Source organism: Candidatus Mesenet endosymbiont of Phosphuga atrata, assembly GCF_964020175.1.
Taxonomy (GTDB): Bacteria; Pseudomonadota; Alphaproteobacteria; order Rickettsiales; family Anaplasmataceae; genus Mesenet.
The window spans coordinates 1114817-1132451 of the sequence record NZ_OZ026541.1 but is presented as its reverse complement, the minus strand read 5'-3'; the positions used below and the strand labels follow the sequence as shown (position 1 = coordinate 1132451).

Annotated in this window: 20 protein-coding genes, 2 tRNA genes and 3 pseudogenes; 13 read left to right on the top strand and 12 right to left on the bottom strand. The window is 32.6% G+C overall.

Annotated elements, in window-relative coordinates:
• Window positions 1-68: 68 nt before the first annotated feature.
• The 4 genes and pseudogenes from pyrE to AACL09_RS05500 all read left to right on the top strand — a co-directional run.
• Window positions 69-680 carry an orotate phosphoribosyltransferase gene (pyrE, locus tag AACL09_RS05515; RefSeq protein WP_339047606.1) on the top strand — a complete coding sequence of 204 codons (612 nt, stop codon included), beginning with the start codon at window positions 69-71 and terminating at the stop codon, window positions 678-680.
• A gap of 416 nt (window positions 681-1096) precedes the next feature.
• On the top strand, window positions 1097-1246 hold the full coding sequence (locus AACL09_RS05510; RefSeq protein ID WP_339047285.1) for a hypothetical protein: 150 nt from the start codon (window positions 1097-1099) through the stop codon (window positions 1244-1246).
• Window positions 1247-1591: 345 nt separating this feature from the next.
• Complete coding sequence (locus tag AACL09_RS05505) at window positions 1592-1801, top strand: hypothetical protein (RefSeq protein WP_339047287.1); 210 nt, start codon at window positions 1592-1594, stop codon at window positions 1799-1801.
• Between the two features lie 209 nt (window positions 1802-2010).
• A pseudogene (locus AACL09_RS05500) lies at window positions 2011-2745 on the top strand (IS481 family transposase); the annotation flags it as partial.
• 33 nt (window positions 2746-2778) lie between these two features.
• On the opposite strand, the pseudogene AACL09_RS05495 reads toward AACL09_RS05500, so the two are convergent.
• Window positions 2779-3869, bottom strand: a pseudogene (locus tag AACL09_RS05495) (IS256 family transposase).
• A gap of 56 nt (window positions 3870-3925) precedes the next feature.
• Between AACL09_RS05495 and AACL09_RS06540 the strand changes: the two are divergent.
• Window positions 3926-4126: pseudogene (locus AACL09_RS06540) on the top strand (IS481 family transposase); the annotation flags it as partial.
• Between the two features lie 220 nt (window positions 4127-4346).
• On the opposite strand, the gene AACL09_RS05490 reads toward AACL09_RS06540, so the two are convergent.
• Window positions 4347-4556, bottom strand: coding sequence for a hypothetical protein (locus tag AACL09_RS05490; protein WP_339047287.1), 210 nt, complete (start codon window positions 4554-4556; stop codon window positions 4347-4349).
• 345 nt (window positions 4557-4901) lie between these two features.
• On the bottom strand, window positions 4902-5051 hold the full coding sequence (locus AACL09_RS05485; protein ID WP_339047285.1) for a hypothetical protein: 150 nt from the start codon (window positions 5049-5051) through the stop codon (window positions 4902-4904).
• Window positions 5052-5438: 387 nt separating this feature from the next.
• Here AACL09_RS05485 and AACL09_RS05480 point away from each other — a divergent pair.
• A tRNA-Leu gene (locus AACL09_RS05480) sits at window positions 5439-5521 on the top strand.
• Window positions 5522-5525: 4 nt separating this feature from the next.
• Here AACL09_RS05480 and AACL09_RS05475 read toward each other — a convergent pair.
• Window positions 5526-6911 carry a hypothetical protein gene (locus AACL09_RS05475; protein ID WP_339047604.1) on the bottom strand — a complete coding sequence of 462 codons (1386 nt, stop codon included), beginning with the start codon at window positions 6909-6911 and terminating at the stop codon, window positions 5526-5528.
• 220 nt (window positions 6912-7131) lie between these two features.
• On the opposite strand from AACL09_RS05475, the gene dut reads away from it, so the two are divergent.
• The 3 genes from dut to AACL09_RS05460 are packed head-to-tail and all read left to right on the top strand — an operon-like array spanning window position 7132 to window position 8861.
• Window positions 7132-7575: a dUTP diphosphatase gene (gene dut / locus AACL09_RS05470; RefSeq protein ID WP_339047602.1), complete on the top strand. Its 444-nt coding sequence runs from the start codon at window positions 7132-7134 to the stop codon at window positions 7573-7575.
• A 19-nt stretch (window positions 7576-7594) separates the two neighbouring features.
• Window positions 7595-8107, top strand: a complete 513-nt coding sequence (locus tag AACL09_RS05465; protein ID WP_339049037.1) for a DNA-3-methyladenine glycosylase — start codon at window positions 7595-7597, stop codon at window positions 8105-8107.
• 37 nt (window positions 8108-8144) lie between these two features.
• On the top strand, window positions 8145-8861 hold the full coding sequence (locus AACL09_RS05460; protein ID WP_339047600.1) for a pyridoxine 5'-phosphate synthase: 717 nt from the start codon (window positions 8145-8147) through the stop codon (window positions 8859-8861).
• Here the strand turns inward: AACL09_RS05460 and AACL09_RS05455 are convergent.
• The 4 genes from AACL09_RS05455 to rplM all read right to left on the bottom strand — a co-directional run bounded on the left by AACL09_RS05455 (window position 8851) and on the right by rplM (window position 11165).
• Window positions 8851-9144 carry an HU family DNA-binding protein gene (locus AACL09_RS05455; RefSeq protein ID WP_339047598.1) on the bottom strand — a complete coding sequence of 98 codons (294 nt, stop codon included), beginning with the start codon at window positions 9142-9144 and terminating at the stop codon, window positions 8851-8853. The genes AACL09_RS05460 and AACL09_RS05455 overlap by 11 nt on opposite strands.
• An 89-nt stretch (window positions 9145-9233) precedes the next feature.
• Complete coding sequence (gene argC, locus AACL09_RS05450; RefSeq protein ID WP_339047596.1) at window positions 9234-10262, bottom strand: N-acetyl-gamma-glutamyl-phosphate reductase; 1029 nt, start codon at window positions 10260-10262, stop codon at window positions 9234-9236.
• 10 nt (window positions 10263-10272) lie between these two features.
• On the bottom strand, window positions 10273-10701 hold the full coding sequence (gene rpsI / locus AACL09_RS05445) for a 30S ribosomal protein S9 (RefSeq protein WP_339047594.1): 429 nt from the start codon (window positions 10699-10701) through the stop codon (window positions 10273-10275).
• On the bottom strand, window positions 10698-11165 hold the full coding sequence (gene rplM, locus AACL09_RS05440) for a 50S ribosomal protein L13 (protein WP_339047592.1): 468 nt from the start codon (window positions 11163-11165) through the stop codon (window positions 10698-10700). Before rplM ends, rpsI begins: the two co-directional genes overlap by 4 nt.
• Window positions 11166-11262: 97 nt before the next feature.
• Between rplM and AACL09_RS05435 the strand changes: the two genes are divergently transcribed.
• The 3 genes from AACL09_RS05435 (at window position 11263) to ftsY (ending at window position 13298) form a co-directional block, all read left to right on the top strand.
• On the top strand, window positions 11263-11940 hold the full coding sequence (locus AACL09_RS05435; RefSeq protein ID WP_339047590.1) for a hypothetical protein: 678 nt from the start codon (window positions 11263-11265) through the stop codon (window positions 11938-11940).
• A 118-nt stretch (window positions 11941-12058) separates the two neighbouring features.
• Window positions 12059-12400 (top strand): TrbC/VirB2 family protein, encoded by a 342-nt coding sequence (locus AACL09_RS05430; RefSeq protein WP_339047588.1) that lies wholly within the window; start codon window positions 12059-12061, stop codon window positions 12398-12400.
• 16 nt (window positions 12401-12416) lie between these two features.
• The gene (gene ftsY / locus AACL09_RS05425) at window positions 12417-13298 is read left to right on the top strand and encodes a signal recognition particle-docking protein FtsY (RefSeq protein ID WP_410519800.1); all 882 of its coding nucleotides are present in this window, start codon (window positions 12417-12419) and stop codon (window positions 13296-13298) included.
• A gap of 16 nt (window positions 13299-13314) precedes the next feature.
• On the opposite strand, the gene AACL09_RS05420 is transcribed toward ftsY, so the two are convergent.
• From AACL09_RS05420 to rpsD, 4 genes are all read right to left on the bottom strand, one after another.
• Complete coding sequence (locus AACL09_RS05420; RefSeq protein ID WP_339047584.1) at window positions 13315-14913, bottom strand: hypothetical protein; 1599 nt, start codon at window positions 14911-14913, stop codon at window positions 13315-13317.
• Window positions 14914-14962: 49 nt separating this feature from the next.
• Window positions 14963-15157 (bottom strand): Fe-S cluster assembly protein IscX, encoded by a 195-nt coding sequence (gene iscX, locus AACL09_RS05415; protein ID WP_339049035.1) that lies wholly within the window; start codon window positions 15155-15157, stop codon window positions 14963-14965.
• A gap of 18 nt (window positions 15158-15175) precedes the next feature.
• Window positions 15176-15262: transfer RNA gene (locus AACL09_RS05410), tRNA-Leu, on the bottom strand.
• A gap of 4 nt (window positions 15263-15266) precedes the next feature.
• Window positions 15267-15914, bottom strand: coding sequence for a 30S ribosomal protein S4 (rpsD, locus tag AACL09_RS05405; RefSeq protein ID WP_339047582.1), 648 nt, complete (start codon window positions 15912-15914; stop codon window positions 15267-15269).
• 178 nt (window positions 15915-16092) lie between these two features.
• Here rpsD and AACL09_RS05400 point away from each other — a divergent pair, with 178 nt between their 5' ends.
• On the top strand, window positions 16093-17562 hold the full coding sequence (locus AACL09_RS05400) for an ankyrin repeat domain-containing protein (protein WP_339047580.1): 1470 nt from the start codon (window positions 16093-16095) through the stop codon (window positions 17560-17562).
• Window positions 17563-17635 lie beyond the last annotated feature (73 nt).

The following is a 17635-nucleotide window of genomic DNA, read 5'->3' as shown; positions in this document are numbered from 1 at the left end:
ATTGAAAATAGTTTAGAGCTTTTTTCTTAAAAAGAGTATAATATAAAATTAACTATGTTATTAATTACGTGTTAAATAAAAAAAACTGTCCTATCACTCAAGAGTTTATAGAAAATGGAGCAATTTTAGAAGGGCATTTTATTTTATCTTCCGGACTGCATAGTAGCGTTTACGTGCAATGTGCCAAACTCTTTGAAAGGCCAAGTCGAGCTGCTAAAGTCTGTAAAATGTTAGTTGATAAAATTCATGCTACTATCAGTAACTTAGATGAGATAGATCTGATTTTATCGCCAGCGATAGGTGGAATAGTAGTAGGGTATGAAGTAGGAAGGCAACTTGGCATTAATTCTATTTTTTGTGAGCGAATTGATGGAAAATTTGCTTTGCGTCGTGGTTTTGAAATACAGAAGGGGGATAAGATATTAATAGTGGAAGATGTAATAACCACTGGTAAGTCTTCTTTAGAAACTGCAGAATGTGCAAAGGAATATGGAGGGAAAATCATAGCAGAAGCTGCTTTGATTAACAGAAATAGTGAAACTTGTTTGCCTTTTTCAGTGATTTCATTACTTGATCTAAATATACAAAACTATACTGATGATAACATTCCTGAAAAATTAAAATTAATCCCGCCTATAAAACCTGGCAGTAGGCATTATTTACTTAAAAATGCAACGTAAACTGCAATTAAAGGCTACTCTAACACTCCTTTTTTATTGTTAGATCAAATCATTAATTACGATGTCTCTCATTATTTAAAAGAGCTAATTCCACTGTTCCTATACCCGTTTTGACTTCATTAGACATACTGTAATAGCTATTGAAAAAAGGAGATAGAATATTTTAGAGAGAAGTAAGAAATTCGATAGAATTAGTTCTGCAAAAATAATTTAAACTTTTAAAGTAGGAGTAGTCTCATAAAATATTATATTGGGTTAGATGTCTCACTCAAAGAAACTTTTATAAGTATCGTTGATGAGAAAGGAAAAGTTGTTAAGGAAGAAGTTGTTGCAAGAAAAAGTAAAGCAATAGCAGAGAACTTGCTAAGTCAAGGCAAAAAATAAGAATCCATAGGGATAGAAAGTTGTCAATATCAATGTGTAAAGAGTTAAGGGATTTTGGATTACCAGTGATTTGTGTAGATGCAAGGGGTATAGCTCAAATGATGAGGGTTGGGTTGTACAGAGAAGTATTAGTAAAATCAGATAAATCTTACCAAATCAACTTGGAAGCAGAAGACAGTTAACATGTAGCAAACAGCAGATTATTGGAACAATAAATTGAAGATATACGGTTGGTCGAGGATTAAAATTTGAAAGCTTTTCTTTAAAAATAGAAGAAATGATCTAGATGAAGTTAGCAAAAACTCAATTGAAGCATTAGTACATAGCTTAGAAACAATAGAAGAATCAATTTGATAAATTACTTTCAGAAAAGTGCAAAAAAGATAAAAATTATTAGCCCAGGGGTTGGTATTATAGTAGCAATGACATACAAAGCTGCAATACACATAGGTTTGAAACATCTTATACAGTTGGAGCATATATGGGATTGAGCCCAAGACAGTATGCTTCTGGGGAGATTGATCGACATGGAAGTATATCAAACAATGGAGTGCAGAAGTATGCTATATGAGGCTGCGCAATCCTTGCTGACAAGATGTAAGAGAAAATTTAAGTTAAAAAGCTGGGGATTAGCAAAAAAGAAAGGTATGAAGAAAGCAATTGTTGCTGTAGCGCGGAAGTTGTCAGTAATTATGCATAGGATGCTAATTGATAGAAAAGAATTTTGTTATCAATAAACACTAAAGGAATATAGGTATAATTTTATTGAAAGTAAAGATAGTAATGCCGATGGAAGCGATAAGCAAGAACAGAGGATGAAGCTAAGACTTCGTATTAGTTGTATTAAATAAGATTTGAACTGACACTTAGAACAAAAAATAAGAGAAATGAGTACAATGCAAAAAAAAATACTAAAACTAGGATTTTAGCAAGACAACTAGGAAATGTGTCACAAGCGTATGGGATATTCAAATTTTATCGCTTCAAGGAGTTATACGAAAATGGAGATGAGATAAGTAAGAAAGTTTGCAAACAGAGTTTCGGAAGACATAGAAAGATCTGTATAGCAACAGAATTTCCAGCATATAAAAAATGAGCTGAGAAAAAAATAATATCTGAAGGTGGATAGTTGAGATTTTTAAGAAAAGACTTAAAGCACTAGAAGCAAAAAGATGGAATAATTCTAACAGCTTTAGAAAAAGTGAAAGAACAAAGATGATAAAATTGAAACACAGGTTATCTGGGTGCTCAAGATACCTATTATGTAGGTAATATCAAAGGTATAGGACGAATCTACCAGCAATTGATACTTATTCTCGAAGTTGCATTTGCTAAGTCGATAAGACAGCAATTACCTCTTGCTAAATGATAGCATTCTTTGATATTGCGCATTTTGACTGATAGAGGTACAGAATATTGCGTGAAATTATCAGCTTTATTTAGGCATATCGATCATTCTAGAACCAAAACCCACTCTCCACAGACCAATGCTTCACAAAACTATGCAAATCATCTTTAGAAATATAGTTCTTTAGAAGATCTACAAATTGATGTTGGTTACGTTCTTACAATGAGACAATCAGACAAATATTGCTATGATAAAACGCCAATGCAAACTTTTCTTGATATATTGCTTTTTAGAAAAATATTAAATCAGGATTCTGATAGTATATTTAAATTCGGGAGTGTTCAACAAACTGTGTCAAACCATATTTTAATTCAACTGAATTTTCAATCTATTAGGAAAGAAAATATCAAGTTGAGAGATAGTTAAAGCCCAATTTGGTATAGTCCAATTTTGCTCTACCTTTTTTATAGCACAATATACCTGCTTGTACAAAGCATTTGTACTGGTAAATTGGTTTTAGTAAATTTTCTGATTTGTCGGTGTAACCCCTCAATAGGATTGGTTGTATAAATTAGCTTCCTAACAGGGCCAGAATATTTGAAATAACCAGATAAATTCTCCCAATTATTCTGCCAAGATTTTACAACTAAATTCTCTCCATTTTTCTTCCAACTCAAGTAAATAATTTTCAGCAATTTCTCTACTTGTAGCACGATATATTTTTTTCAGATCATTCATTTTACATCTTTACTAGATACATATTTCAGTGAATTTCTTACTTGATGCACTACACATTTCTACATTAGGAAATACTCTGTTTATGGCTGTAGGAAGGCTTTTTAGTCCATCTACACAGGCAACGATTCCACACTTTGAGATCATTTAATACACTAAGCCAGAACTCACTATCAGCCAGATAAAAGCCCAATACTTCTTTTCTGCCATTTTGATCTATACCTAGTATGTTATACATACATTTACTTACGCATCCTCTTTGACTTTAAAAAACATATGAATACTATTGGATATACAGATTGCAGTTACGCCATTCGTTGGTAGTAATTTGTCATTGATATTTCTGCTGCCGATATCTTGTGGTCATAAATTTCTTCAATATGCGATCTTTGTAACTCATACCGCTGGCAAACATACTAAGAATTTTTGCTTCAAGTTCAGGATGTCTGTCTTTTTTTTGTGGCTCAAAACTTCCATCCCTATCTCGAAAGCTCAAATGAGTCTGCATCTGTATATATAGTCTTTGAACTTTTGCCATTCCTATGATTATTTTCTTCATCTTCATTTGATAGGTATTTCACCTTCTAAACTAGCCTCTAGTAACTTTTTGATTAGCAGTTCCTCCTTTTCCAGTTAGTTTCTCGGATGGACGATAATATGTTGTTTTCTAACTCTTTATAGTCTACTAATCCACTGTTTTTATTCGATGTTTTTTCGTTCATTCCATGTTTTATATTAATATTTTTCTTGTTTGACACAGTTTGTTGAACACTCCCATAGAGGTACAGAATATTGCGTGAAATTATCAGCTTTATTTAGGCATATCGATCATTCTAGAACCAAAACCCACTCTCCACAGACCAATGCTTCACAAAACTATGCAAATCATCTTTAGAAATATAGTTCTTTGGAAGATCTGCAGATTGATGTTGGTTGCGTTCTTACAACGAAACAATCAGACAAATATTGCTACGGCCAATGCAAACTTTTCTTGATATATTGCTTTTTAGAAAAATATTAAATCAGGATTCTGATAGTATATTTAAATTCTTCTGTCAGTTAATTCGTCACTGTCAGTTCAAATCTTATTTAATACAACTAATACGAAGTCTTAGCTTCATCCTCTGTTCTTGCTTATCGCTTCCATCGGCATTACTATCTTTACTTTCAATAAAATTATACCTATATTCCTTTAGTGTTTATTGATAACAAAATTCTTTTCTATCAATTAGCATCCTATGCATAATTACTGACAACTTCCGCGCTACAGCAACAATTGCTTTCTTCATACCTTTCTTTTTTGCTAATCCCCAGCTTTTTAACTTAAATTTTCTCTTACATCTTGTCAGCAAGGATTGCGCAGCCTCATATAGCATACTTCTGCACTCCATTGTTTGATATACTTCCATGTCGATCAATCTCCCCAGAAGCATACTGTCTTGGGCTCAATCCCATATATGCTCCAACTGTATAAGATGTTTCAAACCTATGTGTATTGCAGCTTTGTATGTCATTGCTACTATAATACCAACCCCTGGGCTAATAATTTTTATCTTTTTTGCACTTTTCTGAAAGTAATTTATCAAATTGATTCTTCTATTGTTTCTAAGCTATGTACTAATGCTTCAATTGAGTTTTTGCTAACTTCATCTAGATCATTTCTTCTATTTTTAAAGAAAAGCTTTCAAATTTTAATCCTCGACCAACCGTATATCTTCAATTTATTGTTCCAATAATCTGCTGTTTGCTACATGTTAACTGTCTTCTGCTTCCAAGTTGATTTGGTAAGATTTATCTGATTTTACTAATACTTCTCTGTACAACCCAACCCTCATCATTTGAGCTATACCCCTTGCATCTACACAAATCACTGGTAATCCAAAATCCCTTAACTCTTTACACATTGATATTGACAACTTTCTATCCCTATGGATTCTTATTTTTTGCCTTGACTTAGCAAGTTCTCTGCTATTGCTTTACTTTTTCTTGCAACAACTTCTTCCTTAACAACTTTTCCTTTCTCATCAACGATACTTATAAAAGTTTCTTTGAGTGAGACATCTAACCCAATATAATATTTTATGAGACTACTCCTACTTTAAAAGTTTAAATTATTTTTGCAGAACTAATTCTATCGAATTTCTTACTTCTCTCTAAAATATTCTATCTCCTTTTTTCAATAGCTATTACAGTATGTCTAATCTCTTAACTTGGCTAGTTTTGAACGCATAGCGTAATTTAACTAAAATTTCCTTCTTATTCGGATTTATGATAGTATAATTTAAATCTTGGCCTTTGTGGTGGAATGGTAGACACGATAGACTCAAAATCTATTGCTTGCAAAAGCATGCCGGTTCAAGTCCGGCCAAAGGTACATTTTAAATATATACATCATTTACATAATTTGCTACATATTCAACTAAACTACATGTTATCTCATCACTAGCAAGATCTATATTATCTGTATCCCCCTGCATTTCATGCGAACTACACTCAGTATCTCCTCTATGTATAGTAAATGAGGGAAAATTATAAGAATGATCCTGAGCATTTATATGATTATTGGAATAATGAAATTTATTTTGACTGTCGTAATAACCAAACTCATCTATGAGTGATCCTATCTTTTTTTCTCCATTGCCTATCTCATACACGTCTACACCATGCTGACTAGAATTTGGATAACTAGTACTGTTCATTTTAACAACAAATGATGGGCTTGAGCCGTTTTCAGTATAATATTTTTTAAAATTAATATTTTTTGTACCCTTAAGATTTTCTGAACTAATTAGCCTATAGTTACTTGGAATTTTATAGTATTCTTGCCCACCCTTATTACAGAAGACTAATTTATATCCATCTTCTTTAATTTTTACGACTTTTAAAAAGTGAAATTGCGGTGATAGATCAATACTAATCTGAGAGTTCAAATGATCATAGATATAGATCCTATTATCAAAAAAATAATACCCTGTTGGAGAAAAAGTACCAATCTTATTACCTTCTAGTTTTATCTCAGTCTCATATCTGCCCGCCACTTCGTTACCTTTTACGAATTCTACTTTTACTTCTTGGGGTATAATATTTACTCCTTGTGAGATCGCTTTGACCTCTTTAGTAATAGTTTGATCAAAAGCTTTATTTTGCTTAGCAAAATCAGCTACTTGTTGGTTAAGCCTATCGAGATCAACTGTTTTAACAAGGTCATCTAGATTAGGTACAAGTTTTTTTACCTCTTCTCTTGTGGCAAGCTCCTTTAGATCAACACTTTCATTCTCAACACCCAAATCAGATTTTTTAACAAGATTCTTTAGATCAAAATTTCCGCCCTTAATACCTAAATCTTCCTTCTGGACAAGATTGTCAAATTTTACTTGAATAGGCCCACCATTAATAAAAAGTGTACGTATCTCCTCTATTACATTTTGGCCATTATTATTACTAACTATTTCTTCCACTTTTTCAGTTGCATCAGCAAGTTCTTTATTACTTTCTCGAAAGGAAGTCATCATTGCTGTAAAACTGCTAGTGAATTTCTCTATTTCATTTACTGACCTCTGCATTTGTTCAAAGAGAGAATTGTTAATGCCAAGCGCTTGAGAGTCAATTTTTAATTGATCAATTATACTTTCAATGTATCGAAGTGCCTCTTCTTTCTCTTTGTTGTTAAGCTGATCATATATTTTTTTACTTTCCCATTCACTAAGTTTTCTTCTAATTTCATCAACATCTTTTTTGAAATTATCCAATGCTGAGTTGCCCATACTATTGCCTATAATTCCTGTTTTCAGGATAGTGTTTCACGACAGTATTTAGTTTATATTAAATATGATACAAATTCTCGCCTCATAAAAGTTAAACTAGCCATTTCAATAACAGTAATTCTATAGTATTGCGTCTTATGTAATAAAGTTAGCAAATATTCTAATGAAAGAATGATATGTTTAAGATACACTCGCTAGATACATTACATTTACTTAAGATATGCTTATTGAAATAAAAACACTTCCTCATTATGAGGGTCTATTACTACCATCTTATGCAACACCACAAAGTGCAGGAATGGATCTTTATGCAGCTATAGATAATCCCATTAACATAGAGCCGATGAATAGAGAATTGATTGCAACTGGCATTGCAATTTCAATACCTGATTGCTATGAAGGGCAAATACGCCCAAGGTCGGGTCTAGCAATGAAATTTGGCATAACAGTACTTAATTCACCCGGCACTATAGATTCAGACTATCAGGGAGAGATAAAAGTTTGTTTAATCAACCTTAGTAATAAATCATATACTATAAATAAAGGAGATAGAATAGCACAGATTATAATTAGCCCAATAGTTAAGGTGAAATGGCAACTAGTTGATGAGTTTAATGAAAAAACTAAGCGTGGTAGTGGAGGATTTGGCTCAACCGGCATTTAACACATATCCAAACAAGTTTATGACAGGTAATTTAATATTGACAAAACATTTCTACAGCCGTTCTACACTTACTGTTGCTGCAGAATTACTTGGAAAAACCCTAAAATTCTTCAGCTACAAAGGAGTTATCACAGAAACAGAAGCATACATTGGACAGGAAGATCCAGCATGTCATGCATCTAAAGGCTATACCAAACGTACTGCAGCGATGTTTGGTCCACCAGGCTTTTCTTATATATACTTTATCTATGGTATGTATTATTGTTTCAATGCAGTAACAGAAAAGCAAGGGTATCCAGCTGCAGTACTTATTCGTGGGATTAAGCTTATAGAACCAAATACACTAGACATAAACGGGCCAGGCAAATTATGCAAAACACTCAGTATGACGAAAGAACATAATCAACAAGATTTAACATTGAATCACAATTTTTGTATTTATAATTCAGATATTTCACCAAATTACATATGTACTCCAAGAATAGGTATAAGCAAAGGTAAAGAAAAATTCTGGAGATTTTGTATAATTTAGAATTAAAAATAGTATATATTAAATGGATGGTAAAGTAATGAATGATGTTCTTTTAGGAGTAAATATAGATCATGTAGCAACACTGAGAAACGCACGTGGCACATCATATCCAAATCCTTTAGATATAGCCTTAGCTGCAGTAAGTGCGGGTGCTGACTTTATTACAGTTCATCTAAGGGAAGATAGAAGACACATAAAAGATCAAGATGTGCAAAATTTGAAAAATAATATTGGAAAATTAAATTTAGAAATTGCACCTACACATGAAATGCTAACAATAGCAAAGCAAATAAAACCTTACTCTATTTGCATAGTACCAGAAAATAGAAAGGAAATAACAACTGAGGGAGGCCTAGATCTTACAAATGAGGATCTAAGAAAAGAGTTAATAATCTTAACAAAAGAAGTGCATAAGCTGGATATTAAAGTATCACTTTTTGTTGAACCAGATATTGAACAACTAAAGCATATAAAAGAGTTACAAGCAGATATTGTAGAACTCCACACCGGAAATTATTGCAATAATCCATCAGCAAAAGAATTTGATCTAATCATTAATGCAGCAAAGCATCTAGCTGAACACAAAATAGAATGCCATGCAGGACATGGATTAACCTATGAAAGTGCTGCAATAATAGCAAACATACCACACATTTCAGCACTCAACATAGGACACTTTTTAATATGTAACGCTCTCTTTAATGGAATAGAGCATTCAATAAAAAAAATGAAGGTAATTTTAACTAAGAATTAATACTTTCTTTAAGACTTATACTTTCTTTAAATCTCACTCTTTTTTGTGCAGGCACAGTAATCTTTTCACCTTTCTTTTGAGGATTATGGCATTGCTTCTCCTTACACTGAATAACCTTTAAGGTACCTACTTGATGCAAACGAACTTCACCTTTTTCGTGTAACTTATTTTTTATTACTTGCATAAAAATATCATATACCTCACTAACATGAGATTTTTTTATAAAATCAAATTTATTAGTACATTGTTCAAATACTTCATCAACAACTTCACTTTTACTCATATATATACCTTTTTATTCAAAAAATTTTAACACAGATAGAATATTAAGTCCTCAGTTATAGTCAACTAAATTTATCATTTAAGCCCATTTTATGGATAAAAAGGAATATTTGACAGCCCTGTCATTTCATCAAAACCAAACATTATGTTAAAATTTTGCAAAGCTTGACCAGCTGCACCTTTGAGCAAATTATCTATTGCTGACACTACAACTATACTATTTTCTACCCTCCCTAAGAATATGTCAATTTGACATTGATTCGTACCAACTACAGAACGAATATTTATAGATTTATTCGCATTAATTGCAACAAAAGGAGCATCTTTATAAAAAGACCTCAGCTTACTATTTATATCATCTAAAGAGTAATTTTCTTTAAGATTTAAATATATACTACATAAAATTCCTCTATTTATCGGAATTAAATGTGGAACAAATTGCACTTTAATATCTTTTTGTAAAATTAATCCTGCTTCTTGTTCAATCTCTGGTATATGGCGGTGATTAGAGATCTTATATGCTTTAATGCTGCCATTTACCTCACAAAATAAATTCTCACTACTTAGACTTCTTCCTGCACCACTGACCCCTGATTTGGCATCGATAATGATATGTTCTTCCTTTACTATACCTAGCCCTAATAAGGGCAAGAGCGGCAGAAGAACAGCGGTAGCATAGCAGCCAGGACATGCAACTAAGCGAGCAGTTTTTATATTCTCTCTATGTATTTCTGATAGACCATAAACAGCATCTTTAACTAAGTCTGGAGATTTATGTGCACCATACCATTCTTCATATAAAGATAAATTCTTAATTCGAAAATCAGCAGATAGATCAATTATTTTTACTTTTTTAGGTATTTTAGCAACTAAACGATTAGACTGACCATGAGGTAAACATAAAAAAACAGCATCTAAATTATCAAAACGAACCTCATCTATACTGATAACAAACAAGTCATCATTTAAAATATGGGGATAAATCTCAGATAACAAACCAGTGTTCTGATTTGCTGATAAATATTCAATAGTAACACTAGGATGATTAAGTAAAAGGCGTACAACCTCAATACCGGTGTAGCCAGTTGCACCAATTACTGCAACTCTTTTACATTCCATAAAACAAAGATTATCTCTTAGAAAATTGAGGTCTTTTCCTAGCTTTATGTAACCCAGGCTTCTTGCGCTCAACTTTACGTGAATCTCTAGTTAAAAAACCCTCATTACGTAGTATGGAATGTAGATCAGGACGCATTTTTACTAATGCTCTACTTATTCCATGAGCTAAAGCACCAGCTTGACCGGAAAGCCCTCCACCCTTTACAGTTGCAATAACATCATATTTGCCAAAAGTAGAGGTTGCAATAAATGGATCTTGTAAAAACCTAAAAATAGATTCCCTTTTTAGATAACTAAGAGCATCTTCTTTATTTTTTCTACTTCTTTTAACTACAAATTTACCTGTACCAGGTTTAATCCATACTCTTGCAGTTGCTTCTTTTCTTCTACCAGTGTGTGGTTTCAATAAATTTTCCTTTTGATTTACAATATTACTCATCCATTACACCTTTTATTTTTTCTATTCAACGAGCCAAAATCTAACTCTACAGGTTTTTGCCCATGATGTTTATGTTCTGAACCAGAATACACGTACAAATTCTTAAAACGCTTTCTTGCCATAGGACCATCATCTAACATTCGCTTTACAGCCATTTTTATAACTCGCTCGGGAAATTTGCCACGTAAAATATTTTTAGGAGTACAACTCTTTAAACCACCAGGATAACCTGTATGTCTATAATAAATCTTATCTTTAAACTTATTCCCAGAAAAGCACACCTTTTCAGCATTAATTACTATAACATTATCACCACAATCCATATGAGGGGTATATTCTGGTTTGTTTTTACCACGCAACACTTTTGCGATAAAGGCTGCGAGCCTACCAACGACTATCCCATTTGCATCTATAAGTATCCATTTTTTAACAATATCACTTTCTTTCAGTGAAAAAGTTTTCATCTTTAAATTGCAAGTAAACAAAGATTAAAGTTATAAAATTAGTAGATATTTGTCAATTATTAATTTGAGATAGCATCTAAACTATTTAATTTGGATTATGTATAATTATAAAGAGAATGATCTTGCTTCACATGCATTGTTAATTACAGCATCACAAGCTGTTGGTAAAACTACAATTAGGGGGATAGCAAAAGATAGTAATATCTATCCAACAGTCCAAGCGTTGAGGCTTATGGGCGTTAAAATTACTGAAAACAATAGTGTATATACAGTACATGGTGTTGGAGTGGGTGGGCTGGTTGCTCCAAAAAATGTATTAGATGTAGGAAGTTCTGACATATCAGCACATCTGCTCATTGGTCTTTTATCAACATATTCCTTTACCTCTTTTTTTACTGGTAATATAGATTTACGCTCAAAACCCATAAGCGAAACAATTAAAGCTTTATCATCTATGTGCGTAGGTTTTATTGCCAACAGTAATTCATTTCCCATAGCTGTTGTTGGTTCTGATAGTACAATACCTATTTCTTACACTTTAACTATTCCTTCAGCTAAAATAAAATCTGCAATACTTTTTGCTGCTTTAAACACTGCAGGTAAAACAACAATAACAGAAATACGATCAACAAACAATTGTACCGAAACAATTTTAAAAAGATTTGGTGCTAACCTAGACATTAGTAAAGATATAAATGGCCACAACATCATTGCTATATACGGTAGAGAAGAATTGCTCGCACAAGAAGAATACATCAAATCACTTGACATATAAGTGTCACAGGTTAATTAATATAAAATTAATTTTGTATATTTAGATTATACCTCATCAAAGTTGGAGAGTTAAAGTGTTTAGTTTTTTGAAATGTATTAGAATATTTCCTGTAGTCTTGGTGGCATTGTTAGCGTTATCGATCTTTCCAAACTATGCTATTGCTACTGATGCCAGTGCTGATGTGTTTGCAGGTGTATTCTGTAATGTTTTCAAGGTTGCAAAAAATATTGGTAAGCCTTTACTTCTCTTAATAGTTCTCTTTATAGCTGCTTTGGCTTATTTTGGTAAGGTTCAGTTGATTACAATAATTATGATAGTTGTTGGTGCTGCTATCTTCTTTGGAGCCCCTACTGTAGTTAGTCTTATAACTAGTGGTAGTACTACAGGAGCAAGTACATTATGTTCGCAGCAAGGCTATAACATTGATACCGGAGCTAATAATCCTGCTTCTGGCGGTTAATAATAGCTACAAGTTAGTGAAGTTTTTAAGTGATTTGTACAGCTCTAAGTTTATCAGCAAAATTAAGGAGATTTTTAGAGCTGACAGAAAAATAGATTGCTTAGCAGAACTTGAAGATTTACTAATTACTATGGATATTGGAGTTGAAGCTGCAAGTGCCATAGTTAGTAAATTTTTAAAAGCTAAGCTTAACAATGATATTGAAACTATTCAAAAAAGAATTATAGATGAAATAGCAGAGATTTTAAGGTCAATAGAAAAGCCGCTCAGTTTAAATGCTAAGCCGCATGTGGTGATGTTTTGTGGGGTGAATGGTAATGGCAAAACCACTACAATAGGTAAGCTTGCCTATAAGTATAAAAAACTAGGGAAGGAAGTAGCACTTGTTGCGTGTGATACCTTCCGTGCTGCAGCAACAGAACAGCTAGAAGCGTGGTCAGAGCGTGTAAAATGCAATATAATTACTGGTAAACATGGTAGCGATCCTGCAAGCGTTGCTTATAGAGCAATGGAAGAAGCAGTTAAAAATAATATAGACGTTTTACTCGTTGATACTGCAGGTAGGCTACACAACAATGCTAACTTTATGGAAGAGTTAGCAAAAATACGCAAAATCATCCAAAAACAAGATCAATCCGCACCACACAATACTATCTTAGTACTGGATGCAACAACAGGGCAAAATGCTTATAATCAAGTAGAAAAATTCAAAGAAATTGCTGATATCGATGGTCTTATCATAACTAAGTTAGATGGAAGTGCTAAAGGTGGAGTAGTGGTAGGGCTTGCACAAAAATATAAAATTAACCTACATGCTATTGGAGTAGGAGAAGGCATAGAAGATCTAAAGGATTTTAATGCCAGAGAATTTGCTGAAGCATTGTTTTACTCTTTCTAAAATTCCATTTTTAAGCCTAAGATAAAGTTCTAAAAACCAAATAAAGTTTAAGTATTAAAAAATTACAATCCTTTGGAATCAAAAGTAAAGCATTTTCTCCTACTGTCACTCCTAAGCCTTCTACACATAATTCCGTAAAGCGACTCATTTCTTCCCTTGCTCCAGCTTTTTCTGCAGGTGTGATAAACTCTAAGGTTGATCCATTCTTATAAATAACTATTACTTTGCCATCTACTAAGTTACTTATAGTGTCATCTAAGTCGCCATTTTCATCTTTAGCTTTAAGCTTAGATGTAAGTATTGGTAATACACCTTCAAGTTCCACTTCTAAACGAGTATTATCATTTTCATTTGGAAAATAAGATTTTATATCTTTAATAAGTATTGAGATATCAGTTAAAACCTGACTTCCTTGTTTTGCAGTTTCAGATACGTCTTTTGATGTTTGCTTTAATTGCCTTGATGCACTCGATACATCTTCACACATTTGCTTTATTGGTGCCTTTAATTCTGATATATCATATCCCATTTTCTCTACTTTTTGTGCTGCTTTTGATATATCTTTGCATGTTGCCTCTATTGCACACGCAATTTTTTCAACTGGTTTTGTTGCTCCTAATGCTCCTCCTACTCCAGTCATTATACTACTTAATACTCCACCATCTTTTTCTATTTGTGTGTTACTGCTAGTATTCAATTCTTGACTAAACGCACTATGCATAGTATCAGTGCTACCACTACGAGTAACAGATGGCCCATATTCTTCTTCGTTCGAATCTACATCAGAACAATACTCATCTTCATTATTTTCTACTTCCTTTTTATCTTCTTTTTTATCAACATCTTGCTTTTTGAGTTGCTCACTTATAACTGTTATCTTCGAACTTTTGCTGCTAAAATTAAGCAAAATATCTTTATTACTAAACTGTAGAAAAGTGTAATCACTCATTTTATTGCCTTTTGCTTTGTGTACAGTAAAGCCTAGTTTTGCAAGAGAAATAGAAAAAAGTAAAATTAATACTGGAATAGCAACATAAGGATTTTTAATATTGAATTTATTAGCTGCCAGCATTGCAAATAATGTTACAGCTGGAATTACTATAGGAATAGACAATAGTAAAATTCTATACCTATTTTCTCTTATCTGTTGCCTTAATTCATCTACCTGATTTAAGGCAACTGGAACAACATACTCAAGTGTTCTTCCTTTCCTAAAGTCCAGAATAATCTTTATTTCATCTACCACACCTTTGTTTAGATTATTATTTAATAACTCATTTCCCATTTTTTCATTCTCGGCAATTGTTCTACACCGTGAATTAAGTATGAGTGATAAAATAAGAAATGATGATAAAACAGAAGCAGTAATTACATATCCATGTATACTTTGATTTTGAGTTCTTGCATTAATTAAGGCAGAACCAATAAAATAGGATAATGTAAAAGTTATAAGAGAAGTAGAAGTAGCTAATGGTATCGTACCATTAGTAGAATATTTTCTAAGAAAAGTTACCGCTTCTCCAATAATTTCTTGAGTTGGAGAAATAAAAGGTATGTCTACTTTCACACCTTCTGTGAACTTTCTTGCTAATTTTTGTATAACTTCTTCTGTCACAACATCCCCCCATTGTTGGTATATGTTAAATTTAATTACTAAACGTCCTTTAGCTGCGTTCTTCAATCCATTTTAACTGTATCGCTTCAAGTATTCTCTCATTACACCTATCTGGATTATCATTAAAACCCTGCAAAGTAATTACCATCTTTTTAAGTTTAGTAAACCTGATATTTGCTATATCTTCATCAGGATATACATCTTCTAAAGCAACTGCTATATCCTCTATATCAGTCCATTTTATCATGTTATACCACATAAATGGTGCCCACGGGGAGACTTGAACTCCCAAGGTTGCAATAACCCACGGATTTTAAGTCCGCTGCGTCTACCATTCCGCCACACGGGCAATATTACCTTGAGAAAAACTCAACAATCAAATTGATTTCCATATCAATTGGATAAGGAATCTCAGAAAATTTTGGCATTCTTAAGTATTCTATTGTATAATATTCTTGTTTATCCTCAACACAAGAATCTACCTTTAAATAAGAGGATGATTCAAGTATTCCCGACTGGACTTCTGATTCCTTTTTTCCATTTGAGTGAATTAACTTCTTCTTAATTTTTATAAGATCACCAGATTTAACCGTATAACTAGCAACATTTACCATTTTACCATTAACAGTTACATGACTGTGAGACACAAATTGTCTAGCCGTAAAAATTGTTGATGCAAGCCCAGAGCGATACAATACCGACATTAAACGTGACTCAAGTAGGCCAGTAAAACTATCTATTATATTACCTACTTTCTTTACCATTCTCTTTGCTTTTACAAATGTATTTTTAAATTGTCTGCTAGTACGTAAATTATAGTAAGCCTTAAGCTTTTTATGTGCAGCAAACTGCTTTCCAAAATCAGAAAGCCTCTTAAAACCAGAAGTACCATGCTCTCCTGGCGGATACTTGCGTGAATTTACTGGGTCTTTAGCTTGCCCCCATAGATTCACACCATACCTACGACTAACACCATATTTTCTGCCTATTTTATTTCCCATAAAACATCAAATTCTAAAAATTAACTAAATTATTAGATTTCTATGCTTATATGTCAACTTCTTTTGTGATTTATCTCTAATTCACTTAATACTTACTGAAAAACGTTATCCCTAATTAGAAAAATTTAGAGATCAATCTAAATTTTTTGCAAATTAACAATTTTATACTAGTTATAGTATGAACCATCAATTACAAAGAAAGGATGCTAACATGGGTATAATTGAATATGATAAGTGCTACAATGAGATATGTCAAATTGCACATAACAGTAACTTAGACAAACAAGAATTGAGTGATGAGCTTAATAAAGTACTTACTAAGTATGGTATAATACTTGATACACAAAACCAATACGGTAACACATTTTTGCACTGTGCAATTTATAGCCGTGACATACGTACTGCCACTTTCCTAATAGAGGAAGAAGCTGATGTTCATGTGCGAGGTTATCTTGGATTGACACCTATGCATCTTGCTGCTGCAAATAATGATGTATCTATTATTAATTTATTTACAGATAGAGGTGCTTACCCTAATGAAGAAGATTACTTTGGTTGCATACCCCTACATATAGCTGCTTTTTATAGCAATTTAGAAACTATTGAATTACTAGTTACTATCTTAAAAGTAGATATTGATGAGGTTAACGATGAAGGATATACACCATTGCATCTTGCTGTTTTCAATAATGATATAAATACAGCTAGGCTTCTTATAAACCTAAACGCTAATGTTAATCTAAGGTCTAGTGTTGGGCTTACAGCATTACATCTTGCTGTTGAGAGAAACAATCCAAATATGGTTGAACTACTTGTAAAAGTAGGAGCTAAGATTGACAAAAAAGATAAACTTGGCAGAACACCTTTATACATAGCTGTTGCCGATAATAACATGCGTATGGCTATCCTTTTGATAAGTCTGGGGGTTGATGTTAATATCAGAGATAGTGAAGGTTACACAGCTTTGTATATTGCAATTGTAAAAAACAATATTGATATGATTAAGCTATTAATCAACGTAGGAGCTGATGTTAATGCAAAAAATTGTGAAAAAATAACCCCTTTGCACATTGCCGTTATGGATAATAGATTTGATGCCACTATGCATCTTATCAAAGTAGGGTCTGATACTAATGCAAGGGATTATTCTAATAGGACGCCATTAAATTATGCAGAAATAAGAAAAAATAGAAAAATAATAAAATTTCTTGAGTTAGATAATACTGAAGTATCCACTCTTTCTTCTACCACAATTAAAGATGTTAATAAAGCTCATAACTGTAAGTTACAAGATAAAGGCAAAGCTTTATGTGCTATTATAGCGTTTACATCACCATTTACTATAGGAGCTGCTTGTTGCTTTCTGCTTGGTATGAAAGAAGCAGCCCTTTTTATCGCTGCTATGGCAACAGTGATACTTATGTTTTGTGTACTTGTGGTATGCTTTGGCGATAAAGGAAAAGCATTCTATATTAATAAGAATTCAAGTATGGAATCAGTAAACATTGCTACTCAAATTAATGTTGATAATCAAGTACAGCATAATAGTATATTAGAGATTAATGAGTTAAAAAATACTAGGAACATGAGGAATTTTAACATTGTTCCATCTTCTGAATTAATGCCTATTCCGAGTACTTCAATCTAATAAATGTTACTATATAGACATTTTTGGTTAGTAAACTAATTGCTTTTCAGAGAAATATCAGTAGCATAGAAGC